This window comes from Priestia endophytica, from assembly GCF_026790145.1.
GTDB classification, from domain to species: domain Bacteria; phylum Bacillota; class Bacilli; order Bacillales; family Bacillaceae_H; genus Bacillus_I; species Bacillus_I endophytica_A.
Window position 1 is genome coordinate 96,317 of record NZ_JALAMS010000003.1, and the last position, 25,892, is coordinate 122,208.

General features: G+C 37.2%; 26 protein-coding genes. 17 read left to right on the forward strand and 9 right to left on the reverse strand.

All coding sequences use genetic code 11. The features are described from left to right. Positions 1 to 55 precede the first annotated feature (55 nt). Positions 56 to 1,471 carry an NADP-dependent phosphogluconate dehydrogenase gene (gndA, locus tag MOC86_RS04695; RefSeq protein WP_019394738.1) on the forward strand — a complete coding sequence of 472 codons (1,416 nt, stop codon included), beginning with the start codon at positions 56 to 58 and terminating at the stop codon, positions 1,469 to 1,471. 36 nt (positions 1,472 to 1,507) lie between these two features. On the opposite strand, the gene MOC86_RS04700 is transcribed toward gndA, so the two are convergent. Next, positions 1,508 to 2,152: a cyclase family protein gene (locus MOC86_RS04700; protein ID WP_268583019.1), complete on the reverse strand. Its 645-nt coding sequence runs from the start codon at positions 2,150 to 2,152 to the stop codon at positions 1,508 to 1,510. A gap of 32 nt (positions 2,153 to 2,184) precedes the next feature. Next, on the reverse strand, positions 2,185 to 3,681 hold the full coding sequence (zwf, locus tag MOC86_RS04705) for a glucose-6-phosphate dehydrogenase (protein WP_019394740.1): 1,497 nt from the start codon (positions 3,679 to 3,681) through the stop codon (positions 2,185 to 2,187). Between the two features lie 276 nt (positions 3,682 to 3,957). Between zwf and MOC86_RS04710 the strand changes: the two genes are divergently transcribed. The 3 genes from MOC86_RS04710 (at position 3,958) to MOC86_RS04720 (ending at position 5,426) form a co-directional block, all read left to right on the forward strand. Then, positions 3,958 to 4,632: a uracil-DNA glycosylase gene (locus MOC86_RS04710; RefSeq protein ID WP_268583020.1), complete on the forward strand. Its 675-nt coding sequence runs from the start codon at positions 3,958 to 3,960 to the stop codon at positions 4,630 to 4,632. 74 nt (positions 4,633 to 4,706) lie between these two features. Continuing rightward, positions 4,707 to 5,009 (forward strand): YwdI family protein, encoded by a 303-nt coding sequence (locus MOC86_RS04715; protein ID WP_268583021.1) that lies wholly within the window; start codon positions 4,707 to 4,709, stop codon positions 5,007 to 5,009. 45 nt (positions 5,010 to 5,054) lie between these two features. Beyond that, the gene (locus MOC86_RS04720; protein ID WP_019394743.1) at positions 5,055 to 5,426 is read left to right on the forward strand and encodes a DUF423 domain-containing protein; all 372 of its coding nucleotides are present in this window, start codon (positions 5,055 to 5,057) and stop codon (positions 5,424 to 5,426) included. Positions 5,427 to 5,457: 31 nt separating this feature from the next. On the opposite strand, the gene gerQ is transcribed toward MOC86_RS04720, so the two are convergent. Together gerQ and hemQ are read right to left on the reverse strand one after the other, a co-directional pair. Next, complete coding sequence (gene gerQ / locus MOC86_RS04725; RefSeq protein WP_268583022.1) at positions 5,458 to 6,036, reverse strand: spore coat protein GerQ; 579 nt, start codon at positions 6,034 to 6,036, stop codon at positions 5,458 to 5,460. Positions 6,037 to 6,263: 227 nt separating this feature from the next. Beyond that, positions 6,264 to 7,010, reverse strand: coding sequence for a hydrogen peroxide-dependent heme synthase (hemQ, locus tag MOC86_RS04730; protein ID WP_268583023.1), 747 nt, complete (start codon positions 7,008 to 7,010; stop codon positions 6,264 to 6,266). A gap of 329 nt (positions 7,011 to 7,339) precedes the next feature. On the opposite strand from hemQ, the gene pta reads away from it, so the two are divergent. Further along, the gene (pta, locus tag MOC86_RS04735) at positions 7,340 to 8,311 is read left to right on the forward strand and encodes a phosphate acetyltransferase (RefSeq protein WP_019394746.1); all 972 of its coding nucleotides are present in this window, start codon (positions 7,340 to 7,342) and stop codon (positions 8,309 to 8,311) included. A 40-nt stretch (positions 8,312 to 8,351) separates the two neighbouring features. On the opposite strand, the gene MOC86_RS04740 is transcribed toward pta, so the two are convergent. Beyond that, positions 8,352 to 9,182, reverse strand: coding sequence for a lipoate--protein ligase family protein (locus MOC86_RS04740; RefSeq protein WP_268583024.1), 831 nt, complete (start codon positions 9,180 to 9,182; stop codon positions 8,352 to 8,354). Positions 9,183 to 9,320: 138 nt separating this feature from the next. Continuing rightward, positions 9,321 to 10,061 carry an RsfA family transcriptional regulator gene (locus MOC86_RS04745; protein ID WP_268583025.1) on the reverse strand — a complete coding sequence of 247 codons (741 nt, stop codon included), beginning with the start codon at positions 10,059 to 10,061 and terminating at the stop codon, positions 9,321 to 9,323. Positions 10,062 to 10,304: 243 nt separating this feature from the next. Between MOC86_RS04745 and MOC86_RS04750 the strand changes: the two genes are divergently transcribed. The 3 genes from MOC86_RS04750 (at position 10,305) to MOC86_RS04760 (ending at position 12,689) form a co-directional block, all read left to right on the forward strand. After that, positions 10,305 to 10,529, forward strand: a complete 225-nt coding sequence (locus MOC86_RS04750; protein WP_019394749.1) for a DUF1450 domain-containing protein — start codon at positions 10,305 to 10,307, stop codon at positions 10,527 to 10,529. A gap of 163 nt (positions 10,530 to 10,692) precedes the next feature. After that, positions 10,693 to 12,009, forward strand: a complete 1,317-nt coding sequence (locus MOC86_RS04755) for an HD domain-containing protein (protein WP_243516246.1) — start codon at positions 10,693 to 10,695, stop codon at positions 12,007 to 12,009. Positions 12,010 to 12,173: 164 nt separating this feature from the next. After that, on the forward strand, positions 12,174 to 12,689 hold the full coding sequence (locus tag MOC86_RS04760) for a YwgA family protein (protein WP_061804837.1): 516 nt from the start codon (positions 12,174 to 12,176) through the stop codon (positions 12,687 to 12,689). Between the two features lie 28 nt (positions 12,690 to 12,717). On the opposite strand, the gene MOC86_RS04765 is transcribed toward MOC86_RS04760, so the two are convergent. Then, positions 12,718 to 12,903, reverse strand: a complete 186-nt coding sequence (locus MOC86_RS04765) for a 2-hydroxymuconate tautomerase (protein ID WP_268583028.1) — start codon at positions 12,901 to 12,903, stop codon at positions 12,718 to 12,720. Between the two features lie 162 nt (positions 12,904 to 13,065). On the opposite strand from MOC86_RS04765, the gene MOC86_RS04770 reads away from it, so the two are divergent. Then, entirely contained in the window at positions 13,066 to 13,719 is a 654-nt protein-coding gene (locus tag MOC86_RS04770) for a site-2 protease family protein (RefSeq protein WP_268583029.1), read from the forward strand. 35 nt (positions 13,720 to 13,754) lie between these two features. Further along, positions 13,755 to 14,273: a YwhD family protein gene (locus MOC86_RS04775; RefSeq protein ID WP_040060371.1), complete on the forward strand. Its 519-nt coding sequence runs from the start codon at positions 13,755 to 13,757 to the stop codon at positions 14,271 to 14,273. Between the two features lie 32 nt (positions 14,274 to 14,305). Here MOC86_RS04775 and mtgA read toward each other — a convergent pair whose 3' ends face one another. Beyond that, positions 14,306 to 16,333 carry a monofunctional biosynthetic peptidoglycan transglycosylase gene (gene mtgA, locus MOC86_RS04780; protein ID WP_268583332.1) on the reverse strand — a complete coding sequence of 676 codons (2,028 nt, stop codon included), beginning with the start codon at positions 16,331 to 16,333 and terminating at the stop codon, positions 14,306 to 14,308. A 351-nt stretch (positions 16,334 to 16,684) separates the two neighbouring features. On the opposite strand from mtgA, the gene speE reads away from it, so the two are divergent. Then, positions 16,685 to 17,512: a spermidine synthase gene (speE, locus tag MOC86_RS04785; RefSeq protein ID WP_019394756.1), complete on the forward strand. Its 828-nt coding sequence runs from the start codon at positions 16,685 to 16,687 to the stop codon at positions 17,510 to 17,512. Between the two features lie 54 nt (positions 17,513 to 17,566). After that, positions 17,567 to 18,439, forward strand: a complete 873-nt coding sequence (gene speB / locus MOC86_RS04790) for an agmatinase (RefSeq protein WP_268583030.1) — start codon at positions 17,567 to 17,569, stop codon at positions 18,437 to 18,439. Between the two features lie 34 nt (positions 18,440 to 18,473). Here speB and MOC86_RS04795 read toward each other — a convergent pair whose 3' ends face one another. Continuing rightward, entirely contained in the window at positions 18,474 to 20,342 is a 1,869-nt protein-coding gene (locus MOC86_RS04795; protein WP_268583032.1) for a sigma-70 family RNA polymerase sigma factor, read from the reverse strand. A gap of 239 nt (positions 20,343 to 20,581) precedes the next feature. Here MOC86_RS04795 and MOC86_RS04800 point away from each other — a divergent pair, with 239 nt between their 5' ends. The 5 genes from MOC86_RS04800 (at position 20,582) to argS (ending at position 25,877) form a co-directional block, all read left to right on the forward strand. Next, the gene (locus MOC86_RS04800) at positions 20,582 to 21,547 is read left to right on the forward strand and encodes an ABC transporter substrate-binding protein (protein WP_268583033.1); all 966 of its coding nucleotides are present in this window, start codon (positions 20,582 to 20,584) and stop codon (positions 21,545 to 21,547) included. 84 nt (positions 21,548 to 21,631) lie between these two features. Then, positions 21,632 to 22,630: a FecCD family ABC transporter permease gene (locus tag MOC86_RS04805; protein WP_268583034.1), complete on the forward strand. Its 999-nt coding sequence runs from the start codon at positions 21,632 to 21,634 to the stop codon at positions 22,628 to 22,630. Then, entirely contained in the window at positions 22,627 to 23,628 is a 1,002-nt protein-coding gene (locus tag MOC86_RS04810) for a FecCD family ABC transporter permease (protein WP_268583035.1), read from the forward strand. The genes MOC86_RS04805 and MOC86_RS04810 overlap by 4 nt, the downstream gene beginning before the upstream one ends. 144 nt (positions 23,629 to 23,772) lie before the next feature. Continuing rightward, positions 23,773 to 24,210 (forward strand): DUF1934 domain-containing protein, encoded by a 438-nt coding sequence (locus tag MOC86_RS04815; RefSeq protein ID WP_243516270.1) that lies wholly within the window; start codon positions 23,773 to 23,775, stop codon positions 24,208 to 24,210. Next, a complete protein-coding gene (gene argS, locus MOC86_RS04820; protein WP_268583037.1) occupies positions 24,207 to 25,877 on the forward strand; it encodes an arginine--tRNA ligase in 1,671 nt (556 codons plus the stop codon). Before MOC86_RS04815 ends, argS begins: the two co-directional genes overlap by 4 nt. Positions 25,878 to 25,892 lie beyond the last annotated feature (15 nt).

Here is a 25,892-nt window from a genome sequence, read left to right on the forward strand (position 1 = left end):
AAATGTGCTAGGGCAAATTCACTCTATATTTTAATTACAGAAGGGAAGAGAAAGTATGTCAAAACAACAAATTGGTGTTATTGGCTTGGCTGTTATGGGTAAAAACCTTGCTCTTAACATTGAAAGTCGCGGGTATTCAGTTTCTGTTTTTAACCGTTCTCCAGAGAAAACAGAAGAGTTTTTAAAAAATGAAGCAGAAGGTAAAAATTTCGTTGGTACATATAGCGTAGAAGAGTTTGTTAACTCTCTTGAAAAACCACGTAAAATCTTGTTAATGGTTAAAGCAGGACCAGCAACAGATGCAACAATTGAATCATTAAAACCTTATTTAGATAAAGAAGATATTTTAATCGACGGCGGAAATACATTCTTTAAAGATACAATTCGTCGTAATGAAGAGCTTGAAAAAGAAGGTATCCACTTTATTGGAACAGGAGTTTCAGGTGGGGAAGAAGGAGCGCTTAAAGGACCATCTATCATGCCTGGTGGACAAAAAGAAGCGTACGAGCTTGTAGAGCCTATTCTAGAAGCTATTTCAGCAAAAGTTGATGGCGATTCTTGCTGCACATATATTGGACCAAATGGAGCAGGTCACTACGTGAAAATGGTTCATAATGGAATTGAGTATGGCGATATGCAGCTGATTTGTGAAGCATATTTCATTATGAAAAATCTTTTAGGTCTAGAAGCACAAGAGTTACATGAAGTATTCTCTGAATGGAATAAAGGTGAGCTTGACAGCTACCTTATCGAAATTACTGCTGATATCTTCACAAAAGTTGATGAAGAAACAGGTAAACCACTTGTTGACGTGATTTTAGATACAGCAGGTCAAAAAGGAACAGGAAAATGGACAAGCCAAAGCTCTCTTGACCTAGGTGTACCACTTCCGATTATCACAGAATCTGTATTTTCACGTTTCCTTTCTGCAATGAAAGAAGAGCGTGTGAAAGCAAGTAAAGTACTAAGCGGACCAGAAGCTTCAGCATTTGAAGGTGATAAAGCTGAATTTGTAGAAGCTATCCGTAAAGCTCTTTATATGAGTAAGATTTGTTCATATGCTCAAGGATTCGCACAAATGCGTTCAGCATCTGAAGAGTACGATTGGAACTTAAGCTACGGAGATATCGCTATGATCTTCCGTGGTGGTTGTATCATTCGCGCACAATTCCTACAAAAAATTAAAGATGCATATGATCGTGAATCAGCTCTAACAAACTTACTTCTTGATCCATATTTCAAAGAGATTGTTGAAGGCTACCAATCAGCGTTACGTGAAGTAATTTCTCTTGCTGTAAAACACGGAATTCCTGTACCAGGATTCTCTAGTGCACTAGCTTACTATGATAGCTACCGCACAGAAACATTACCAGCAAACTTACTTCAAGCGCAGCGTGATTATTTCGGTGCACATACGTATCAACGTATTGATAAAGACGGTATTTTCCATACAGAATGGTTAGAAAAATAAACATAAAAAAAGACGCTCAAGCTTGAGCGTCTTTTTTTATGCAAATTGGATATCGATATCTTCCATTCCCTCAACAAGGAAAACACGAGAAGGAGCTGCTTCAATGCCGGTTACTTTAATAGGCGCAGCAATCATCAAATATTCTCCTTGTGGTACATCTTTTAAAGAGAAGCCTTCCATAATAACGATTTTCTCTTTAAAGAGAGAGCGATGTGTACTATGATCTGGTTGGCTACGTTCAATGCCAAGACCATCTGTAGCAACACCTTTAATACCTTTATCAATCAGATACTTCGCACCATCTTCTTTTAAGTAGATAAATTCATGATCAAATTCATCTTTCTCATGAAAAGAATTAATTGTTTTTAAAACAAGAAAGTCATTTTGTTTAATCTCAAAAGGCTCGAGATGACGTGCCGTAATTCCATCTTCAACAGTTGTTAAATCAAGGACTTTGCATTTTGTGATAAAACGGTCAAGAGGGATTGTTTCAAACGTATCTCCCTCATTAATCATATGGAGAGGAGAGTCTATATGGGTACCTGTATGGGCATCCATTGTTATTTTCGTTTCTGTTACATGACCGTTCGTACTCGTATTAAAAACTGGCTTTTTTTCTGCTTTATCCTTATAAACCATCATACTTTCACGAATCGACATTGTCACATCATAAAACTTCATTGAGAAACTCCTCTCACTTTCTATGCTAGTAATTAAAAACCTTTATGCGAGTTAATATCCCACCAGTGGAAACCATTCTCTGCTAAAAGAGCGTCTGCTTCTTTTGGTCCCATTGATCCTGATTCATAGTTTGGGAAGTTTGTTGCTTTTTCATTCGCCCATGCTGCTGAAATATTGTCAACAAATTTCCAAGAAAGGGCCACTTCTTCCCAATGAGTGAAGTTTGTTGCATCTCCATTCATGCAATCATATAAAAGACGCTCATAAGCTTCCGGTGTATTGATTTTGTCTCCGCAGTTATTGCAGTAATCAAGTTCAATTGGTGTAGAAGTTGAAGGATCAGCACCACTTTCTTTGCGTGCATTTAAATGAAGTGTAATACCTTCATCTGGTTGAATATGAATAACAAGTAAGTTTGGATGAATGCTTTTTCCTTTATTCTTATAAAGATTCATTGGTAGATCTTTAAATTGAACAACAATTTTTGTTGATTTTTCTCTCATACGTTTACCTGTACGAATATAGAATGGCACTCCAGCCCAGCGGAAGTTATCAATCATGAGCTTAGCTGCGACAAATGTTTCTGTATTTGATTGTTCGTCAACTGCGTTTTCTTCTCGATAGCCTTTTACGTTATCCTCTTCAACAACACCAGCTCCGTATTGTCCGCGTACAACATAGTCATTTAAATTCTCCGCAGAAATTTGGCGAAGTCCGCGTAGTACTTTGACTTTTTCACTACGAATTTCTTCTGTTGTTAAATTAATTGGTGGTTCCATCGCAAGCAGTGCCACCATTTGCAGCATATGGTTCTGAACCATGTCACGAAGGGCACCAGACGTCTCGTAATAGCGTCCACGATCTTCAACACCAAGTGTCTCACTCGATGTAATTTGAATATTTGAAATATATTGGTTATTCCACATCGGTTCAAATAAAGCATTAGCAAAACGAATAACCTCAATGTTTTGAACCATATCTTTTCCAAGGTAGTGATCAATACGATAGATTTGATCTTCGCTAAAAGCGTGACGAATTTGGTTGTTTAATACTTCAGCTGACTGATAATCATGACCAAAAGGTTTCTCAATAACAAGTCTTGACCATCCATTTGTATTTGTAACACCTTCAGATTTTAAATTTTCTGCAATTGGGCCGAAAAACTCTGGTGCCATTGCTAAATAGAAAATTCGGTTGCCTTCAGTATGATATTGCTCATCAAGGTCTGTTAATAAGCTGTTTAACTTCTGATAGGATTCTAGGTCTGTTACATCAAATGGTTGATAATAAAAGTGAGAAGAAAACTCCTCAATGTCTTTGCCATTTAACCCTTTAACAGATTCTTTTACATTGTCACGAAATGTATCATTTGACCATGGTCTTCTTGCCACGCCTACAACAGCAAAGTCTTCAGATATTTTCCCGTTGCGATATAAGCGGTAAATAGAAGGGAATAGCTTGCGTTTTGCTAAATCACCAGTAGCTCCAAAGATTACAATAATTGATTTCGGATTTGAACTCGTTGTCATCGCATCTCTAACCTCACTTTATTTTGAATTACGTATGAAATATGTAATAATTTTAAAAAGAATAGAGTTATAAAAACAGTATTCTTTCATTAATGGCTTGTACCTATTATTCCATGTTTTCTTTTACTTTAAAAGTATTTTGTACTTAATCTTGATAAGACAAAGTAAAGTTTATGTGTAAAAAGATAGAGATACGGTAGCGAAGAGAGCTTAAAGTCAAGAACAGGAAGTTACCAGTTGTCTTTATTTTTAAAAAATTTATTGAGAGGTGTTAAAATGACCATTTTGAAAAATGATTGGCAAGAGATATTAGCAGAGGAATTTGAAAAAACTTATTATAAGGAACTTCGTGAGTTTCTAGTTGAGGAATACAAAACACAAACGATATATCCAGATATGTATGATATCTATAATGCTCTTCACTACACAGCTTATAAAGATACAAAGGTTGTGATATTAGGGCAAGATCCTTACCATGGTCCTGGCCAAGCCCATGGATTAAGCTTCTCTGTTCAACCTGGAGTGAAAACACCACCATCCCTTGTGAATATTTACAAAGAACTAAAGCAGGATGTTGGCTGCTATATTCCAAACAACGGTTACTTAGTAAAATGGGCTGAACAAGGAGTCCTTATGTTAAACACGGTCTTAACGGTAAGAGAAGGAAAACCAAACTCTCATAAAGGAAAAGGATGGGAGACCTTCACAAACAAGATTATCGAAAAGCTCTCTGAACGTGAGAAGCCAATGGTTTTCTTATTATGGGGAAACAATGCAAGACAGAAAAAAGCACTTATAAAAGATCATCATCTAATTCTAGAAGGACCTCATCCAAGCCCACTTTCTGCAAACAGAGGATTCTTTGGGAGCCATCATTTCTCACAAACAAATGAGTTCTTAAAGGAAACAAACCAAGAACCGATTGATTGGCAAATTGAAAATAGAGAATAAGGAAGAGTATAGAGGAGAAAAGAATGTTTTGATACAATAGAAAAGGATAAGCAAACTAAAAATGAGGTGTAACAATGGCCGATATTTCCATACAGCATGTGTTAAATAAATTACAGACAGAAGTAACGGAAGCCAAAGAGAAAAACTCGGCAGGAGAGAGTGGCAAAGTTCGAGATCATTTAATTGCGATAAAAACGCTTTGTGAACTTGCTATTGGTGAACAGTCTTCTTCTCCGTCTATCTCTAAGAAAGCAGAGACTTCTCCTGTTTCAAGTATCCAAACATTTTCTAATTACCAACAAGGTTCTCCAACAAATCCACCAAACAAAGTGGAAGAGAATGATGGATCTAATGGAGACAGTCTTTTTGACTTTTAAGAACTGTAGAAATCAAATACTTTTTACTACATAGGGGCGAGAAAAATGAAGATATTTTTAATATTGGGAGCTATTAATGCAATGCTTGCTGTTGGATTAGGTGCGTTTGGAGCACATGGGTTAGAAGGCCGCGTTTCAGAAAAATATCTAGAAGTGTGGAAAACAGGGGTACAGTACCATATGTTCCATGCTTTTGGTCTTTTCGTTGTAGCTTTTCTAGCCAACTTATTTCCACAGTCTAGCCTAATTTCTTCCTCAGGTTGGGTAATGTTAGTTGGGATTATTTTCTTCTCAGGAAGCTTATATATCTTAACATTAAGCGGTATCGGTATCCTTGGAGCCATTACACCAATTGGAGGAGTGGCGTTCATTGTTGCGTGGCTTCTAATCGTAATTGCAGCTGCTAAACTTTTATAAAAAGAACCCTGCTTAAGAAGCAGGGTTTTTTTTAGCGTGAAGAATAAGTGCTAAGTGAAGTGGAATTTAAATATGGATATTGGTATTCAATTTCTTCATCAAATGTAATGTAATCAAGATAAACCATAAGAAGGATATAGCGCATCCCTGTACGAGGATCGCTTAGAATAATGTGGTCACGCCCTGCAGCTTCAACTACACCTTTAAATGTTTTATCTCTATTATTTTCGAAAGTCATATAAACAGTAGCTACTTTTCCTCTGTTAAGGCGTAATATATTTTCAATATAAGATTCTTGAAGAGGTAGCATACCTGGAACATTTTGACCTGGTGCACCTTGCATGTCTTGCCCCATTTGTCCTTGTGGCATCATCGGTATCCCCATGCCTTGCCCCATTTGCCCTTGCCCCATTTGCCCTTGTTGCCCTTGTTGTCCTTGTTGACTTTGCCCTCCATTGCTAGACATTTGCCCAGATGCCTGCCTTATAGAAGGTGGAGCAAACCCATACTGGTCATAGGGAAATCCATAGTAAGGAGCATAGTATGGTGGATATGCACCATATCCTTGCCCTCCTTGCTCAGGTTGATTCGACGATTTTGATTTAGCCATTATCCAATTCCTCCTTAAAGAAAATGTATAAGCTTTTAGGTTTCAAGCCTTTCAGAAGGCTTATAAGCCCGAATATATGCTGGTTTTACAGAGCTAAATATCATTCTCTTTAGCCGCTATTTCATTATTATGTAGGCGAGCGGGGGGATATGATGACTTTTGAAGAATGGCAACGAGAAAAAGCTGAAGAAAGGAAGGCCCCTTCTTCAGCTTTTTATGCATATATTTTATACGTAGAAAAATGGAGAAACTCCTTCTTCTGTTAGACGATGCCCAACAAAGAAGCTACCAAACTCTCCGTAACGAGAACTTACTTCATCAAAACGCATTTCGTAAATTAACTTTTTAAATTGCAAAACATCATCGGCGAATAGAGTAACTCCCCACTCGTAATCATCAAATCCAACAGAACCTGTGATAATCTGTTTTACTTTTCCAGCATATTGACGGCCAATCATACCGTGGCTATACATTAATTTGCTACGCTCGTCCATTTCAAGACGATACCAGTTGTCATCACCTTGACGGCGCTTGTCCATTGGATAGAAGCAAATATAATCTGTTTGAGGAAGGATAGGATATAGACGAGAACGAATATGTGGGTTCTCATAAGGATCTTCTCCTTCTTTAGCCATATATGAGCCAAGTTCAACAACTGAAACGTACGAATATGTTGGAATTAGAAACTCAGCTAATTTCGTTTTATTAAACTCTGTTTCAATATCATTTAGTTCAGCCATTGTAGGGCGCAGGAACATAAACATAATGTCTGCTTTTTGCCCGATTACTTTGTATACAACGTGGCTTCCTTGCTCTGCTTTTTGTACGTTGTTCCATTTTTCCATGAGCCCCTGAAATTCATGAAGAGCTGCTTGACGTTCATCGCTCGTTAGCATCTTCCAAGCTGCCCAGTCCATTGCGCGTAAGTCATGAAGACTATACCAACCATCTAGTGTTTGAGCTGGTTCTACCATAATGTTTTCACTCCTATATATGGGTTTTTAGCATCTATCCCAACTATAGCACAGTCTAACCGATATTTCTGAATTGAACACCTATAAATTCGGTGAATATTTTGTGAAATAAGGGTTAAAAAAAGAAACAGGGGGAAACATACAAGCATTCAGATTGGTCTATGATAGTAAAGAGAAACATTAATTTTGAATATTCGAAATTAAAACAACTTTACTAATTCGACATTGTTTTGCCAGATTCCTTTGCATTTAACTTTAAAAGAGCTATCCTAGTAAAAGAGGGAATGTTACATAAATAAAAATGATTTCTATTAAAGGAGGATTTTAGTGTGAGTGATTTATTCTCATCATTAAAAGACAAAGTAAAAGGTCAAAATATTCGTATCGTATTTCCAGAAGGACTAGATGAGCGTGTACTAGGAGCGGTAAGCCGTCTTGCTGCAGATGGTCTTGTAACTCCAATTGTGATTGGAAGCCAAGAAGAGGTTGCAAAGAAAGCAGGCGAGATCAACGCATCTTTAGAAGGAGTAACAGTCTATGATCCTCAAAACTACGAAGGGTTTGAAGAAATGGTTGCTTCATTCGTAGAGCGCCGTAATGGAAAAGCAACAGAAGAGGATGCACGTAAAATTCTTCTAGATGAAAACTACTTTGGGACAATGCTTGTTCATATGGACAAAGCAGATGGTCTTGTAAGTGGTGCTGCGCACTCAACAGCAGATACAGTTCGTCCAGCGCTTCAAATCATCAAAACAAAACAAGGTGTGAAAAAGACATCTGGCGTATTTATCATGGTTCGTGGTGAAGAGCGCTACGTATTTGCTGACTGCGCGATCAACATTGCTCCAGACAGCCAAGATTTAGCTGAGATTGCAATTGAAAGTGCAAACACTGCAGACATGTTTGGTATTACACCACAAGTAGCAATGTTAAGCTTCTCAACGAAAGGATCAGCAAAATCTCCTGAAACAGAGAAAGTAGCAGATGCTGTGACAATTGCGAAAGAGAAAAACCCAACACTTGTGTTAGATGGAGAATTCCAATTTGATGCTGCTTTCGTTCCAGAAGTAGCGGCAAAGAAAGCTCCAGATTCTGTTTTAAAAGGTGATGCAAACGTATTTGTATTCCCAAGTCTTGAAGCAGGAAACATTGGATACAAAATTGCTCAACGTTTAGGTAACTTTGAAGCAGTTGGACCAATTCTTCAAGGGTTAAATAAACCAGTAAACGATCTTTCACGCGGATGCAGTGAGGAAGATGTGTACAAATTAGCTATTATTACTTCAGCTCAAGCACTGTAATAGAAGCAAAGAAGCTCCTTTTCATAAAGGAGCTTCTTTTTTATCGAAATGCTTTTTCGTTTCGATCATAAATACGCTGTAGATTTTGTTGGAACAGAGCCTGTTCTTCTTCAGAAAGTTCCCTTGTTATTAGTTTGCTACCGAGAGATTTCAACGTACTTAGAACTTTATACATTACATCGTTCACTGTCATTCTTTCTCCTAATAGTTCTGTAAGAGAAGCCATTGTTTCTGGTTTAATCGTTGGATACGTAAATTTAGTTTCTTCTTTTTTAAGGGCTCTGTCATAAAACTGCTGAATAAGTTTGGCGCGCTCTGAACCACTTCCATCAACGCAAAGATAGATTTGCACAGCAATTCCTTTTCGAATCCGACGCTGTGAAATTCCTGCAAACTTTTTTCCGTTAATGCTTAGATCATAGCTGCCAGGACAGTATGAGCCAACAATTTCTTTTGCTTCAATCTCAACGTTATAATCTTTAAAAATATATTTAATAAGTTCCCACATTGCATCATATCCACGATCAATATCAATTTTTGCTTCTGGGAAAAGGAGAGAGATGTTTAGTACTTCTTCATCTAACACGACCGCAAGGCCACCAGAATTACGGACAATGGTTTTGAACCCTTGGTCATGGAGATAAGAAAGCCCATCTTTCAAATATGGCAGGCGTGTATCTTGAATACCAAGAACGATTGTTTGATGATGAACCCATGATCTCATTGTAGGTGGGGATGAGAATGAACCAACAACTGTGCAAAGCATGTCGTCCATGGCAAACGATTGGCGAGCATCAAAAGCAGGACCTAAACTTGTTTGATCAATAATACGCCATGTTGGCTGTGATAATAACTCTACGGCTTGATTCATAATATGTGCTCCTTTAACTAGCTTTAACATCGTTATTATAGCACAGTTTTATTCGCTTCTTGCTTAAACCAAAAAGAGAATGAACGTCTTTGAAATAAGATGCGTTCACTCTCCTTGGGAATGTGATAAAGGGATTCATTATTCAGCCATTTTCTCAAGATTACCATTGCGATCCATTTTAAATTTTGTAGCTTGACGATCATCATCTTCAAAAAGAACAAACTGGCGAGCACGGTTCATAATTTTCATTAATGTTTCGTAGTCTTCTTGAATAGTAGTTGTATCTTGTTCAAGCTTCGCAACTTTTGATTTTAGCATAAGATTTTCTTGTGTAAGCTTCTCGTTTTCACGTTTTAAGCGCTCATTTTCTGCTCGGTAAGCTTGTGAGTTGCTTTGGCGACCTTCTAGGTTTCTCAAAAATTGGATAACTTCATGAATCTCGCTACCTTCTTCACGAGGAGAACTGATAGGTTGCTGAATACTTTTAGTTTCCATTTCTCTTTCCACTTCATGCTGATTATCTTCTTGTTCATATGGCATTAACTCGTATTCTTGGTAAGTATCAGTAGATACTGTTTCACTAATATCTTCTAACGTTGGTACAGGCGGGTTATAAAGTAATCTCTTTTTACCCTGTTCTTGACCAAGAACACGCTGGCGCTGTTTGCGCTGCTTTTTAGCTAGTGATAGAGCTTTCTCATAGCGATGACGTACAACGGCATTCCAGCGGAAACCACACGCTGCTGATGTACGGTTTAATTCATCTCCTACTTCTTCAAAAGCATTCAACTGTGTACTTCCTTCGCGAACATGACGAAGCACTGTTTCTGCTAGCAATAAATCATTTTCTTCTGTCCATGCATCTTGACGCTCTTTCATTGTAAAACCAACTCCCTTAGTTTCTTTCTTTTATTTGCTGTAAGAATTATGTTGTTAGTTATATGTTTGACAGAAAGAATGTACTTTATACCAAACTTGCAGAAAGATAATAGGATTTTTATAGGAGTAGAGAGGGAATTTTACCGACACTTGTTAAGCACAAGTAGGACTTGCAATGGGCTATATTTAGCGGTAAAATACCCTTTAGGTTTAATGGTATGGTGAAGAAGGGAAGGTATAACAATGGCAAATGAATTTCGCATTTGTGATGATTGCCAAGCAACAGATATAAAAACGTTAGTACCAAAGCTTAAAAAAGTAGATCCTAATGCAGAGATTAAAATAGGGTGCCAGTCCTACTGTGGCCCAGGTCGAAAGAAATCTTTTGCATTTGTAAATAATCGTCCTGTTGCAGCTTTGAGTGAAGATGAGCTGATTCATAAAGTTGAAAAGAAGATGAAGAAATAAAAATCGCCTTTGTTTGTTTCACAAGGGTGATTTTTCACGTTTAGGTTCATTCTTTTTCCTCTCTCATCTTAAAATTGAAAGTTTTAGAGTCAATATAGGAATTAACAACCTTTTGTCGAATGGGATTAACATAACAGAAGCTTAAAAATAGAGAGGTAACTAGATGACGACATATCCAAGTGGAAAACTAAGTGAAGAAAAAGTATTTAAAGATCCAGTTCATCGTTATGTTCATGTTCGAGATAAACTGATCTGGGATTTAATTGGTACGGCAGAGTTTCAGCGACTTCGGCGGATTCGCCAGCTTGGAACTACTTATATGACGTTTCATGGAGCCGAGCATAGCCGTTTTAATCACTCTCTAGGAGTATATGAAATTATTCGCCGAATTGTAGATGATGTTTTTCAAGATAGGGAAGAGTGGGATAATAATGAACGCCTAGTAAGTCTTTGTGCTGCTCTTTTGCACGATTTAGGTCATGGTCCTTTCTCGCACTCTTTTGAAAAAGTTTTTCATCTCGATCATGAGGATTTTACCCAAGCAATTATTCTAGGAGATACAGAAGTTAACGCAGTTCTACGCCGAATGGGAAATAGATTCCCAAAAGATGTAGCGGAAGTAATTGCTAAGACATATCGAAATAAACTTGTTGTTAGTTTAATTTCAAGCCAAATTGATGCGGACCGGATGGATTATTTGCAGCGTGATGCCTATTTTACAGGAGTTAGTTATGGTCACTTTGACATGGAACGAATCCTTCGTGTTATGCGTCCAAGGGAAGATCAGGTTGTGATTAAACATAGTGGAATGCATGCCGTTGAGGACTATATTATGAGCCGTTATCAAATGTATTGGCAAATCTATTTCCACCCTGTAACAAGAAGTGCTGAAGTAATTTTAACGAAAATTCTCCACCGAGCTAAACATTTATATGAAAAGAACTATGAATTCAAGCAACCTCCGCGTCACTTTTATTCTATTTTTGAAGGAAAAGTCACTGTTGAGGATTATGTAAAGTTAGATGAATCCATTATTATGTTTTATTTTCAAACATGGCAAGAAGAAGAAGATGCTATTTTGTCAGATCTTTGCCGTCGTTTTCTTAACCGCAACTTATTCAAGTACATTGAATTCAATCCAAATTCACAGGTGAAAATGAAGATGTGGATGGAACTGACACAGCTTTTCAAAAAAGCAGGGATAGATCCAGATTATTATTTAGTAATTGATTCATCCAGTGATCTTCCATATGATTTTTACCGTCCTGGTGAAGAAGAAGAGCGTCTACCAATCCATTTATTAATGCCGAGTGGGGAATTACGTGAGCTTTCTCGTCAGTCTGAAATTGTTGAAGCTATTTCAGGGAAGAAGAGAACAGATCATAAGCTCTATTTCCCTCAGGATGCAATTGACCAACTATCCTCAAAACGAAAAGTCAAGGAGCAAATTCGTAAGCTCTTGTTTGAAGAAATGAGATAAAAGGGCATAATCTTAAGTTTTACGTTACATTTCTAAGATTTTGCTAGGGTGACGAGCAAAAATGAACGTGATACTCTATTAAATAGACTAAAAATAGAGAGCGTTAAAGCTACGAGAGACAAGCTTCCAGTGAAATTTTTTGAAGTATAGGAGTTGAAGGGGCCTTGTTGAAGGATCATGCAAAAATTATTAAAGTGTTTTTATCTGCAGGGGAAATTATTGGGCGAAAAAAGCTGCAGAAAATGATTTTTATTGCAAAGAAGCTAGACTATCCGTTTTATGAGAAATACAACTTTCATTTTTTTGGACCATATTCAGAAGAATTGACGCTTCGAGTTGAAGAGCTTTGTAATTTAGGATTTTTGACAGAAGTAAAAGAAAACAAAGGCGGTTATATGCAGTACCGCTATGAGCTAACTCAAGAGGGGGAAATATTTCTAGAGCATCACCAGGATTTAGATTTTCCTTTCTTAAATGATTGTGTGAAAAGCATGAATGAACAAAGCTCAAGATTTCTTGAACTTGTTTCAACCGTTCTTTACTTTGAAACGTTACCACCTGAAGAAGTAGCGGAAAAAGTATTCACATTAAAAAGCAAACAGCGTTATACACAAGAAGAGGTTAATGATGCATATAGCTATATCTCGTCTCTTCGTGAGACGATTCATTCTCCACTATAAAAGAGGCTCCTAAATAGAGCCTCTTTTTTTATTGATCACTCATACGCTTTCCTGCAACACCATAGTTGTTTTTACTCATTTCTTCAATAATAACGGCTACTTTCTCTTTAGAAGCACCTGTTGTTTCTACAACAGCCTCCGTTACTTTCTCAACAAGAGCACGTTTTTGCTCATCTGTGCGACCTTCTAACATTTTTACTGTTACATATGGCATATTAGTTCCTCCTTAAAATAGATATCATTCTTTAGTGTAGCTCTTTCTTTCCTAATTAGAAAGAAAAATCATACCTTTCCATTTGCATGAAGAGGAGACTCTAATATAGTATACTAAGGGCAAGAAGTTGAAATTTTAAATATGGTGTAGAGGAGAAATGATGTGGAACAGTTTTTAGCATTTCCATTACAACAAATGCCTTTTGTTGTAATCACTCTTATTATAGCTTTTACAATTCATGAATTCTCGCATGCCTTTGTAGCCAATCTATTTGGTGATCCAACAGCGAAGAATGAAGGAAGGTTAACGCTATCACCCATTTCCCATCTAGATCCATTCGGAACACTTCTGCTTATTATTGCAGGGTTTGGATGGGCGAGGCCTGTTCCTGTTAATCCACGGAACTTTAAGCGTCCAAGACTTGCGGGTGTTCTTGTATCCATTGCAGGTCCATTAAGCAACCTTGTTTTGGCTTTTATTGGGACAATTTGTTATTATGCTCTGGTTAATGCGCAAGTAGCATCAAACAATCAGTATTTGTATGAATTTCTTAACTTATTTATCATGCTGAATATTCTTCTTTTCATTTTTAATTTGTTGCCTTTTCCTCCTCTTGATGGATATAGAATATTAGAGGATTTAGCCCCAACAAATATTCGAATCAAGATGAAACAGTATGAATCATATGGAATTTTGCTATTTTTAATTATTGTGATTACACCTCTTGATCAATACGTGATTACACCGATTTACAATCAAGGGATTCCAAGCGTAATGCACACATTTACACGTATATTAAGTCCGTTCTTTTTTTAAAAACAACCGTATACAAGATAGGAGGAAGTTTTAAAATGGATCAACAACCGAAAAAGAAAAAAGCAGCATTTAATATCATTAAAAGTGACCCAACAGATGGTCATGGAGGATTTGGTGTTGGAGCTCTTAGTTTAGATAATGTTTCACCTGTTTTCATTGATCTTGAAGATGAAGAGGTTTTTGTAGACATCGGTGCAATGCATGCTCGTAGTGTCGTTGAAAAAGGAATTAAGTTTTTACCAAACCGTGAAGAAGTGCCAGCAGGAGATAAGTTTTATTGGCTTGTTTGGGTAACGATTGGAAGAAAACCAGAGTCTCCTTATTATGCAGGAGTAACAGCTTGTGAGATGACGGTTAACCGTGAAGCACGCCGTGGATATAAGTCTCTTCCAGAACATGTAAATCGTATGGATAAATCAATGAAACACCATATTATTGTCGATCATATGGACGAAAAATCAAAACACTTACTGCGTGAATTTTTAAAAGGGCATAATGAAGCACTTTGGAATGCTTCAGAACCAGAACTGAAAAAAGCGCTACTAGAAGCATAAAAAAGACGTGGAGCTTAAGCTCCACGTCTTTTTTATGCCCAAGGAAGGACTTTCTTCCAAAATCCATCTTCCTCTTTCTTTTCTTTTTTTTCTTGCTTCTCCTCTTCGGTATGTTCCATATGTTCATCACAGTACTCCGTTGGCTCTGTGCCCTTAACATAATAAGTAAGCCTCGTATTTGGACAGTCTTTAGTAGCAAGCTTTCCGTTGTCTGGATTCACCAGAACGCCTACAACCCCTTTAGATGGTGAGAAGGCTTGAACTGTTTTTCCTTTATGAGCTTCTTCCATAAACGAAACCCAAATGTTTTTGGCATAGCTTCTTTCTGTCACTTTGTCCATTGTTTGGTCTTTGTCATAGCCAGTCCATACACCTGCTACAAGGCTTGGAGAAAATCCAATCATCCAGCTATCTGTTTGTGTTGTTCCGGATTTCCCGCCATAGATATGCGTTGTTTTTTCGTTAATGGAATTCCCTGTCACAGTTGTATAATCATTTAAACGTTCATCAAACATACCTGTCATGAGATGTGTGGTCACATATGCAGCATCTTCATCAAGTACTTGTTTGTGCTCTTTTGGTGCTTCATAAAGTACTTTTCCATCATAAGATTCCACTTTAGTTACAAAGGTCGGTTCAATTTCTCGTCCTCCATTCTCAATCATTCCATATGCATTAACCATCTCACTTAGACGAACAGGAGAGGTGCCGAGGGCGAGGGAAGGAACAGGTTTAATGTTGCTTTTAATGCCCATTTCTTTTGAAGTTTGAACAAGCTGATCCGCTCCGATATACTGCATTGTTTTTACCGCATAAATGTTATCGGAAAGAGCGATGGCTTGTGAAAGTGTAATATTATCATTTGCATAGTAATCATGGTAATTGCTTGGTTTGTATTTCGTTTCTTTTGTTCCTTTTCCAAATGTAAAAACGGTTGGCTCACTTTTAAATAATGTAGAAGGAGTGAGTCCATGTTCAATAGCTGCGTAATAGAGCGGTACTTTCATTGTTGAGCCAGGCTGTCTCACTGCTTGAGTTGCACGGTTAAAAGGGCTTTCTTCGTAATCTTTTCCACCAATTAATGCTTTTACAGCACCTGTTTTAGGATCCATAGCAATAAATCCTGTTTGAATGGAAGAGTCAGGGTCAATTGTTTTTTCCACTTTCTTTTCAGCTAGCTTTTGAAGCTTTGGATTTAAAGTAGTATAAATTCGAAGCCCATGAAGTTCACGTTCATTTGTTAAATGAAGCTTTTCCTTTACTTGTTTTTTTACTTCATCAACAAAATAAGGAGCAATATCTTGCTTTTCTTCCTCTTTTATTTCATGAAAGGAAAGCTTAGTAGCAAAAGCCTTCTTCTCTTCTTCTTGTGTAATGAAACCTTCTTTTTGCATAGCGGCTAAGATGATTTTCTGTCTTTCTTTGGCATTCTCTAGGTTATTGAAAGGCGAGTAGTAGCTTGGTCCCTTTGGGATTCCTGCAAGAATAGAAGCTTCACTACGCGTGAGTTTTGAAGCATTCTTATTAAAATAGTACCGAGAAGCTGCTTCTATACCATATACCCCATGGCCGTAGTAGATTGTGTTTAAATATCCTTCTAAAATACGGTCTTTGTCATAGTTCGTTTCTAACCGGACTGTATACCATGCTTCCCGCAATTTCCGAATCCATGTTTTATCATGTTCAAGAAACAAGTTACGCGCATATTGCTGTGTAATAGTACTCGCTCCCTGAACTTTTGCCATTGCTTTTAAGTCGGCAACAGCAGCCCCTGCAATCCGTTTGGGATCAAATCCATGATGATTATAAAAATTCTGATCTTCAACAGATATAGTTGCTTGAATGACATGAGGAGAAATGTTTTCAATTGGAACCCAATATCTTTTTTGGCCATGATGCATTTCTTCTAATAGAGATTTATCAGCATTATAAAGAATAGTCGTTTGAGGTACAGATAGAGGAGGAGCTCCTTGAATTTTTGCTATCATCCACATGACGCCGAGAGAGATACAAAATAAGATTAATAGGATAATGCTTAAGGCAATAGCTCGACGCCCCATTTTCTTGAGCTTCTGCTGATACTTGCTTGCATTTAGCTCCAAAGTATTCACCTCCGTTTTCTTCATACATAAAACAGTATTGAAAAAAAAGCGGAGTTTTAAACATCAAAATAGCCTTGAATTTTAGAAGAATTTTCATAGAATAAGATCATGCAAAAAACGCTTGCTTTTTTACGAGATTAATCTATACTAAGGTGGGAAACTTGCGAGTATGCCTTAACATAAGGTTAACAAGCTCCTTATCTGAAGAACAATTCGTACATATTTTACGTGTACTTTTCGATTTTGCGAATACACTACTAAATGTTAATGTGGACAAGAGGATATTTGATATAGAAGGGATGAAGTATAATGAGTCTTTGGTTTACAGAGAAACAAACAGAGAATTTTGGTATTACAGCAAAAATTAATAAAACGCTTCACACAGAACAAACAGAATTTCAAAAGTTAGACATGGTAGAAACGGAAGAGTTTGGTAACATGCTTCTTCTTGATGATATGGTTATGACAACAGAGAAAGATGAGTTTGTATATCATGAAATGGTCGCACATGTACCACTTTTCACACACCCAAATCCAGAGCATGTACTTGTTGTTGGTGGAGGAGACGGTGGCGTTATCCGCGAAATTTTAAAACATCCAAGCGTGAAAAAAGCAACACTTGTTGATATTGATGGAAAAGTAATCGAGTACTCTAAAAAATATTTACCAACAATCGCAGGTCAATTAGAAGACCCACGTGTAGATGTTCAAGTTGGTGACGGCTTCATGCACATCGCGAAAAGTGAAAATGCATATGACGTTATTATGGTTGATTCAACAGAGCCAGTTGGTCCTGCTGTAAACTTATTTACGAAAGGTTTCTATGCGGGGATTTATAAAGCGCTAAAAGAAGATGGTATCTTTGTTGCCCAAACAGACAACCCTTGGTTTAAAGCAGACCTTATTGCAAATGCGCAACGTGACGTAGCGGAAATTTTCCCAATCACGCGTCTTTATACAGCTAACATTCCAACATATCCAAGCGGTCTTTGGACATTCACACTTGGTTCTAAAAAGTACGATCCTTTAGAAGTGAGTGAAGAACGCTTCCATGAAATTGAAACGAAATATTACACAAAGGAACTGCATAAAGCAGCGTTCGCTCTACCTAAATTCGTAGCAGATCTACTAAAATAAGAAAAAGCCATGGGGACTCTCATGGCTTCCTATTGTTTGAAGGGAGTCAGTATAATGCGTTTTGATGAAGCCTATTCTGGTAATGTGTTTATCGGAAGTCATAAAAGTTATGAAGAAAGTAAAGTTGTTCTTTACGGAATGCCAATGGATTGGACAGTAAGCTACCGCCCAGGTTCTCGTTTTGGTCCAACACGTATCCGTGAAGTTTCAATTGGACTTGAAGAATATAGCCCATACCTTGATCGTGAATTAGAAGATGTAGCGTACTTTGATGCAGGAGATATTCCACTTCCGTTCGGAAATGCACAGCGCAGCATTGATATGATTGAAGAATATGTAGATGATCTTCTTAAAGATGAAAAATTCCCACTTGGTATGGGAGGAGAACATCTTGTATCATGGCCTGTTATGAAAGCAATGGCAAAGAAATATCCAAATCTTGCAATCATTCATATGGATGCACATACGGATTTACGTGTTGAATATGAAGGAGAGCCTTTATCACATTCAACCCCAATTCGTAAAATTGCTGAGCATATTGGACCTGAAAATGTCTATTCATTTGGAATCCGCTCAGGTATGAAAGAAGAATTCCAGTGGGCTAAAGACAATGGGATGCATATTTCAAAATTTGAAGTTTTAGAGCCTTTAAAAGAAATCTTGCCAAAACTAGTAGGACGTCCTGTTTATGTGACGATTGATATTGATGTATTAGATCCAGCACATGCTCCTGGAACGGGAACGGTTGACGCAGGCGGGATTACTTCAAAAGAGCTTCTTGCTTCAATTCATGAAATTGCACGTTCTAACGTCAATGTTGTTGGAGGAGATCTAGTAGAAGTTGCTCCAATCTATGATAATTCAGAACAAACAGCAAATACAGCAAGCAAACTCATTCGTGAAATGATGCTTGGTTGGGTAAAATAATTAGGAAAGGCAGCTTATAAAAAGCTGCCTTTTTTTAATCCAAAAGATCTCCTGTTTTTGCGTTCATACGTGAATGAAAGTTAGGTTCTAATAGGTTTGTTTGATAATGCAATATAAAGCAATCTTTTTCTTCATCCTCTTTCCAAACAGCCTCTACTTCAAGAAGGGATAGAAGGGTGTCTTTGGCTTTTGTAGCAGAGATAAGTGGTGTTTCTCCTTGTAGAGAAAGAAGCTTATCAACTTCAATCTCAGGGCCCATATAATAGACAATTTGTAAAGTTTTTCGACAAACACTAACATTAATCATTCCCCCATATTCAAAAGGAATATTAGAGGTAAGATAAAAGGTTACAAGCACCCAAGATTCATCAGTATTATAACTGACTCCACCAAAATGAAGAACCGTTTGATAAGAAGGAAGAACTTTCTCCAAAAATTGCAGTGCACGATCGTATCCTTGTTTTCGATTGCATTTCTTTTTTAAGTTGGAAGGAGGGGTCTCAAACGAGAAGATTCCTTTTATTTCTCCATTCTCTTTATATTGAATTTTGATGGTCTCCTCGTTTCGTTCTTTCATATAGCTATCAACACTTTTATCTGGTGAGACAAGAGTAAGATTTTTCTTTCGAAACACTTTTCCTCTTAACTCAGGGTCTTTACTTTCTCGAATACATTCATGTTCGTCTGTTAGCCCAATCATTTCTTCAATAGTTTCTGTACTTGGGTTTACAGACATCAGTGGTTTGGATAGGACTAGGTCTTCTTCTTTTTCAGGATGTGGAGAGAATTCATCAACCTCGACGCTATAAAATGGAGGCTCTATTTTGTAAACAAGCTTCCCTTGGTTATGGGATGTTGAAAGAAACAAATTGCATGAGGTTTCTTTCATAAGATAATCTTTTACAGCTTCTACATGTACTTCTTTTTGCGGCTCTTGGAAATGACGGGGGAGCGTTGTACAATACCTTCTAAAATTAATCACATATCCATCATATGAAACGTCGATAAAGAAGCCGCTATTATCAATTTTATAGCCGTTATGTTTCATTATCCATTCAAATCGTATACTTTTCGTTAAAAAGGTGGGCGAAGCTTTTGAAAAGGAGGGCGGGCACAAATTTGTTTGATCATGGAGAAATGTTAAGGCTTTTTCGTATAACACTTCCTCAGCATAGCGAATGTGAGTATGATTCATGTCTCTTGAATAGGAGAGTAACTCTCCATTAGGGTGAAAAGAGACAATAAAACCAGTTTCCTCAGCTTTATCTTCCCATGCAAATAATATTTCTTCTGAATATTCCTGTTCAATCAAAAGGTCATAGCTAGAAGGAATAGAGAACATACTAACTGCTTTTTCTTTTAACGTTTCTAACATATTCTGAACCTCCCCAATCGATTCTGCTGCGAGAATCGTTTTTAACTTTTTTATGCCACCATAATAATGACTTTTCACTGTACTTTCTGTAAGACCCACAATATGACTAATTTGTTTGAATGTATAACCATCGATAATCTTCAGAAAGAGGATTTGGCTTTTTCTCTTATCTAGTTCATCAAGAATTTGTGCAATCCAAAGTAAATGTTCGCTTTCCTCCTTATAGGGATGTTTTATTTCTTGTACATTTTCAATTGGGATTTCTCGGTCTTTTTTGCGATAAAAATCAATAGAAGTATGAATGGCAATTTTCTTCATCCAGGAAGTGAAGGAGCGATGATGTAATAAGTTTGGAAGAGAAACAAACATACGAATGATTGTTTCTTGTTTAATATCTTCTAAATCATATTTATTAAGAGCATAGGCATTAATAATCCTTTGAAGTCTAGGTGTATAGACTTCCATCAGGTGCTCAAAAGCCCCTTTCTCCCTTTGTTGAGCTCTTTTGATTAGTTGTGTTTCTTCCACAGTAATCCCTCCTATGATGTAAGACGAGATAGAGTGCAAAATAGTTGGCCCTAAAGGGAAATTTCTTGGGAAATAAATCAAAATAGCTCACATTTTCTGAATTAGTTTGGTGAATAATACGTTATTATATCGAATAAACACCTTATAAGGGATTGACCCGCAATGTGAAAGGGTTGTAAGATAATAACACTGATAATTGTTATCACTATCAAGTATTAAGTAGAAAGAAGGAATTCACAATGGTTCGTAACACCAAGAAATGGACTTTTTCTCTTGTAGCCATTTTACTAACTTTTATAGTTGCCTTAGCAGGATGTAGCTCTTCACAAAATAGTGAAGAAAAAGAGAAGAAAAGCTCAAGTAAAGAGGAAACCAGAACTGTTCAGCATGAGCTAGGCAAAACAGAAATTACGGGTACACCGAAGCGTGTAGTTACATTGGAACTATCATTTGTTGATTCTCTTAATGCTCTTGGCGTAGAGCCTGTTGGAATTGCAGATGATAATAAAAAAGATATGATTGAAAAGTTAGTTGACAAGAAAATGGACTATACTTCAGTTGGAACACGCGAGCAGCCAAACTTAGAAGTTATTAGCTCTTTACAACCAGATTTAATTATTGCAGATGCCCAGCGTCATAAAGCTATTTATAAAGAGTTACAGCAAATTGCGCCAACAATTGTATTAAAAAGCCGTGAATCTACATATAAGGAAAACCTAGATGCGTTCACAACAATTGCAAAAGCAATGAATAAAGAAGAACAAGGCAAAAAACGTCTTGAAGAACATAAACAAACGATGAAAGATTTAAAAGAAAAGCTTGCTGATAATGAAAAAGCAACTGTTCTACCTGCTGTTGTACGTGATACTTCGTTCCAAGCTCATACTTCTTCATCATATGATGGACAGCTTTTAGAACAGCTTGGATTTAAAAATCCAATCGACACAAAAGATGCTTATGCTCAAATGAACTTAGAGCAGCTTTCAAAAATTGATCCAGACATCTTAATTTTAGCAAACAATGAAGGAAAGCTTTTAACAGATGAGTGGAAAGATAATCCACTTTGGAAAGACTTAAAAGCTGTGAAAAATAATCAAGTCTATAACGTTGACCGTGATTTATGGACTCGTTTCCGTGGTATTATTTCAGCTGAAAATATCGGAAAAGACATAAACAAGCTGCTAGATGAAAAGAAACAAGATTAAGTTATGAAAAAAGAAGTAAGAAAACTCTTTTCTTACTTCTTTTTTTGTAGAGAGAAATAGTTATAAAAGTGTGGTGTGTTTGAAGTGGAGAGTTCAAAAATAAAAATTTATGGTGTTTTTCTTCTTGCTCTTTTCCTTCTTGTGATTGGTACGATGGGAAGTGTTCTAATTGGAGCTACACATACAGGTGTAGGTACATTTATAGGTGCTTTATTCAATCCAGATGGTTCAAAAGAGCAAGTTGTAATTCGAACATTGCGCCTCCCTAGAGCTATATTAGCTATTATTGTAGGAGCTAATCTAGCTGTAGCAGGAGCGCTTATGCAGGCTTTAACAAGAAATCCTCTCGCATCTCCGCAAGTATTCGGCGTAAATGCAGGAGCATCGCTTATTGTGGTAAGCTCTCTTGTTTTATTCCCAGCAATGTCTTCTTCTACAACAGTCTATTTTGCCTTGTTAGGAGCTCTATTAGGGGGCATTGTTGTGTATTCATTTGCCTCTGGAGGAGGGATAACAGATGTGAAGCTTGCCTTAGCAGGTATGGCTGTTCATCTATTTCTTTCGTCTTTAACACAGGCATTTATTGTAATGAGTGAGCAGGCAAAAGATGTTCTATATTGGTTAGTTGGAGCAATTGATGGGAAAGATTGGAGTCATGTGCAAATTATTTTACCTTGGGCTATTGTCGGATTAATAGCTGCAATACTTTGTGCAAAATCCATTTCTATTTTTGTACTAGGAGAAAGTGTTGCACAAGGACTTGGACTAAAAGTGAAAGGAATTCGAATTTTTGTTTCCTTGATTGTTGTTATCTTAGCAGGTTCTTCTGTTGCTGTAGCAGGTCCGATTGGGTTTGTTGGGCTTATTGTTCCTCATATCGTACGAAAGATTTTTGGAAGTGGAAATTATACTATTATTCTTCCATTCTCAGCTTTATTTGGGGCTGTTTTAATGGTATATGCTGATGTACTCTCACGATTTATTGCCTATCCATTTGAGTCACCGGTTGGTATTGTTACAGCACTAATTGGAGCCCCTTTCTTTCTCTATCTGGCTACTAAAGGAAAGGAGGCTAAATCATGAAGAAAGCCGCTGCTATAAAGAAGAAACATCCAGTTTCAACAATTCTTATCCTACTCATTATTGTTTTAGCACTTAGCGTTATGAGCCTAGGCGTTGGTTCCATCTATATTTCACCGTGGAGCGTTTTGCAAACCTTCTTTTTCGGTGTTCAAGATAATTTCTTTATTCTCTATAACTATCGACTTCCACGCGTCCTTATTGCTTTAGTTGTCGGAGCTTGTTTAGGAATTTCAGGAGCAATATTGCAGGGGATCTTACGTAATCCGCTTGCTTCCCCTGATGTGATTGGCGTCACAAAAGGAGCTGGTTTAGCTGCTGCGATTGTAATCATCTTACTGCCAAGTTCACCTCTTATAGCATTGCCTATTTCTGCATTTATAGGGGCGTCTATTATTGCTATTTTGCTTATGATTTTCTCGCATCGAACAAATATGAGACCGAGCACGCTTGCGCTTGTTGGTGTGGCATTAGGTGCTATTTGTCAGGCTGGTATTCAATATACAATGATTAAGTTTCCAGACGATGTGAATACAACACTAGTATGGTTAACAGGAAGCCTTTGGAGTCGTGGATGGGATGAACTTGTTCTCCTTATCCCGTGCCTCATTATTATTCCATTCTGTTTCCTACTCTCCTCAAAACTGAATATTCTAGCTCTAGGGGACGATGTTGCAGTTGGATTAGGGGAGAAGGCGAAAAAAACTCGATATATTCTTTTAGCGGTAGCTGTCGTTTTAACAGGGTTAAGTGTAGCTGTTGTTGGATCAATTGGATTTATTGGTTTAATTGCTCCGCATATTTCAAGAAGACTTGTTGGAAATCGAGCGGGTGTATTGCTTCCTGCTTCAGCTCTCTGTGGGGCTGTTATTCTTCTTGTATCTGATAGCCTAGGAAGAGGACTTGTTCCACCAACTGAAATTCCAGCAGGGATTATTACGGCTGTTATTGGAGCTCCCTATTTCCTTTACTTGTTAAAAAGTGAGCGCAAATCAAGCTAGTGAACAGTAAATACTCTTTTATTGATTAGAATACGAGAGAATGTAAAAAATGAAATTAAAGGCATCCTCACATTGAATTTTATGAAAACAATCCTTATACTATAAAGGTTAATAGTTATGCTAGAATTGTAAGGAAGTGTTGAGATGAGCATATCATCAACAGGTAAAAAAGTAAGCGTAGAAGTTGTCTCAGATATTCGTGACGGAGCACGCAAAGAAATTGTAAAAACAAATTCAAGAGGGCTTCTTTATGAAAAGGGAGACAGCATCTATATTAAATATGACGAAGAACAAGATGGCGAAGAAATTCGTACTCTTTTAAAAATTGGTAAAGTAGAAGTACTTCTGAACCGTTCTGGTGCTGTAACGATGAAGCAAACATTTAAAAAACAGCAAAAAACAGAAGGGTCTTATAAAAGTCCATACGGCATTTTTCATGTTTTAACAGAAACACATAACATTGAATATCAGCAGTTCAAGACGAAAGTCCGTCTTTTTTTATCATATGATTTATATCTACAGGGAGAAAAAGCAGGAAAGTATGCGCTCACTGTGACAGTCAAGGAGGAAGAAGAGCAATGAATATAGTAGAACAAGTGCAGGAGAATTTGAAAGCAGAAGTAAAACAAGCTGTTTTAAAAGCTGGATTAGCAACTGAAGAACAACTTCCAGATGTTGTGCTAGAAACACCAAAAGACAAAACACACGGTGACTATGCAACAAATATGGCGATGCAGCTTGCTCGTGTTGCACGTAAAGCTCCTCGTGCAATTGCAGAAGATATCGTAGCAAACTTTGATAAAACAAAAGCATCTATTGAAAAATTAGAAATTGCAGGTCCAGGGTTTATTAACTTTTATATGAATAATAGCTATTTAACAGACTTAATTCCAGTTGTGATGAAAGCTGGCGATGCATATGGGGAAACAAAAGTTGGCGAAGGAGAAAAAGTTCAGGTTGAATTTGTTTCAGCAAACCCAACTGGAAGTCTACATTTAGGACATGCACGTGGTGCAGCTGTTGGGGATTCTCTTTGTAATATTTTAGATAAAGCAGGTTATGAAGTTTCTCGTGAGTATTATATTAACGATGCTGGTAATCAAATTAATAATCTTGCGTCATCTGTTGAAGCTCGTTATATGCAAGCTCTTGGTCAAGAAAAAGAAATGCCTGAAGACGGTTATCATGGTCAAGACATTATTGAAATCGGAAAAAAACTTGCAGAACAAGAAGGCGATAAATACGTCAATATGGAAGAACAAGAACGTTTGGCATTTTTCCGTGAATACGGCTTAAAATATGAAATGGAAAAATTAAAAACAGATTTAGAGAACTTCCGTGTACCTTTTGATGTATGGTATTCTGAAACATCTCTTTATCAAAACGGTAAAATTGATGATGCTCTAGAAACATTAAAAGAACAAGGTCATGTATATGAAGAAGAAGGAGCAACATGGTTCCGTTCGACAACATTTGGGGATGATAAAGACCGCGTACTTATTAAAAACGATGGTTCTTACACATACTTAACACCTGATATTGCATATCACCAAGATAAAATTAAACGTGGGTTCAACAAACTTATCAACGTGTGGGGAGCAGACCACCATGGTTATATCCCACGTATGAAAGCTGCTATCCAAGCATTAGGATACGATAAAGATACGCTTGAAGTTGAAATTATTCAGCTTGTACATCTTTACAAAGACGGTGAGAAAATGAAGATGAGTAAGCGTACAGGAAAAGCTGTTACAATGCGCGACCTTGTCGAAGAAGTTGGTCTTGATGCGACTCGCTATTTCTTCGCAATGCGCAGTGCTGATACTCATATGGACTTTGACTTGGATCTTGCTGTATCAAAATCAAATGACAATCCTGTTTACTATGCTCAGTATGCACATGCGCGTATTTGCAGTATGCTTCGTCAAGCAGAGGAACTGAACATCTCGTTTGATAAGGATGTAGACTTCTCCCTAATCAAAGCAGAGAAAGAAATTGATTTGCTTAAGAAAGTAGGAGAATTCCCGCAGGTTGTTGGAGAAGCAGCATTAAAACGTATTCCACACCGTATTTCGAACTATATCTTTGATCTAGCTTCTGCACTTCACAGCTTCTACAATGCTGAGAAAGTATTAGATAAAGAAAATATTGAAACAACAAAAGCTCGTTTAGCTCTTATTCAAACAGTGCGCATTACACTTCAAAATGCTCTCGCATTAATTGGTGTATCAGCTCCAGAAAAAATGTAAATAAAAAAATCTCCC

Excerpts from the sequence above, each read along its gene's own strand:
- zwf (WP_019394740.1), bottom strand. The coding sequence starts at position 3,681 with ATGACAACGAGTTCAAATCCGAAATCAATTATTGTAATCTTTGGAGCT.
- MOC86_RS04815 (WP_243516270.1), top strand. The coding sequence starts at position 23,773 with ATGAGCATATCATCAACAGGTAAAAAAGTAAGCGTAGAAGTTGTCTCA.
- mtgA (WP_268583332.1), bottom strand. The coding sequence starts at position 16,333 with ATGGGGCGTCGAGCTATTGCCTTAAGCATTATCCTATTAATCTTATTT.
- gndA (WP_019394738.1), top strand. The coding sequence starts at position 56 with ATGTCAAAACAACAAATTGGTGTTATTGGCTTGGCTGTTATGGGTAAA.
- MOC86_RS04720 (WP_019394743.1), top strand. The coding sequence starts at position 5,055 with ATGAAGATATTTTTAATATTGGGAGCTATTAATGCAATGCTTGCTGTT.
- argS (WP_268583037.1), top strand. The coding sequence starts at position 24,207 with ATGAATATAGTAGAACAAGTGCAGGAGAATTTGAAAGCAGAAGTAAAA.
- speE (WP_019394756.1), top strand. The coding sequence starts at position 16,685 with ATGAGTCTTTGGTTTACAGAGAAACAAACAGAGAATTTTGGTATTACA.
- MOC86_RS04750 (WP_019394749.1), top strand. The coding sequence starts at position 10,305 with ATGGCAAATGAATTTCGCATTTGTGATGATTGCCAAGCAACAGATATA.
- MOC86_RS04810 (WP_268583035.1), top strand. The coding sequence starts at position 22,627 with ATGAAGAAAGCCGCTGCTATAAAGAAGAAACATCCAGTTTCAACAATT.
- gerQ (WP_268583022.1), bottom strand. The coding sequence starts at position 6,036 with ATGGCTAAATCAAAATCGTCGAATCAACCTGAGCAAGGAGGGCAAGGA.
- MOC86_RS04715 (WP_268583021.1), top strand. The coding sequence starts at position 4,707 with ATGGCCGATATTTCCATACAGCATGTGTTAAATAAATTACAGACAGAA.
- MOC86_RS04745 (WP_268583025.1), bottom strand. The coding sequence starts at position 10,061 with ATGAAAGAGCGTCAAGATGCATGGACAGAAGAAAATGATTTATTGCTA.
- MOC86_RS04800 (WP_268583033.1), top strand. The coding sequence starts at position 20,582 with ATGGTTCGTAACACCAAGAAATGGACTTTTTCTCTTGTAGCCATTTTA.
- MOC86_RS04700 (WP_268583019.1), bottom strand. The coding sequence starts at position 2,152 with ATGAAGTTTTATGATGTGACAATGTCGATTCGTGAAAGTATGATGGTT.
- MOC86_RS04740 (WP_268583024.1), bottom strand. The coding sequence starts at position 9,182 with ATGAATCAAGCCGTAGAGTTATTATCACAGCCAACATGGCGTATTATT.
- hemQ (WP_268583023.1), bottom strand. The coding sequence starts at position 7,010 with ATGGTAGAACCAGCTCAAACACTAGATGGTTGGTATAGTCTTCATGAC.
- MOC86_RS04765 (WP_268583028.1), bottom strand. The coding sequence starts at position 12,903 with ATGCCATATGTAACAGTAAAAATGTTAGAAGGTCGCACAGATGAGCAA.
- MOC86_RS04755 (WP_243516246.1), top strand. The coding sequence starts at position 10,693 with ATGACGACATATCCAAGTGGAAAACTAAGTGAAGAAAAAGTATTTAAA.
- MOC86_RS04775 (WP_040060371.1), top strand. The coding sequence starts at position 13,755 with ATGGATCAACAACCGAAAAAGAAAAAAGCAGCATTTAATATCATTAAA.
- MOC86_RS04710 (WP_268583020.1), top strand. The coding sequence starts at position 3,958 with ATGACCATTTTGAAAAATGATTGGCAAGAGATATTAGCAGAGGAATTT.
- speB (WP_268583030.1), top strand. The coding sequence starts at position 17,567 with ATGCGTTTTGATGAAGCCTATTCTGGTAATGTGTTTATCGGAAGTCAT.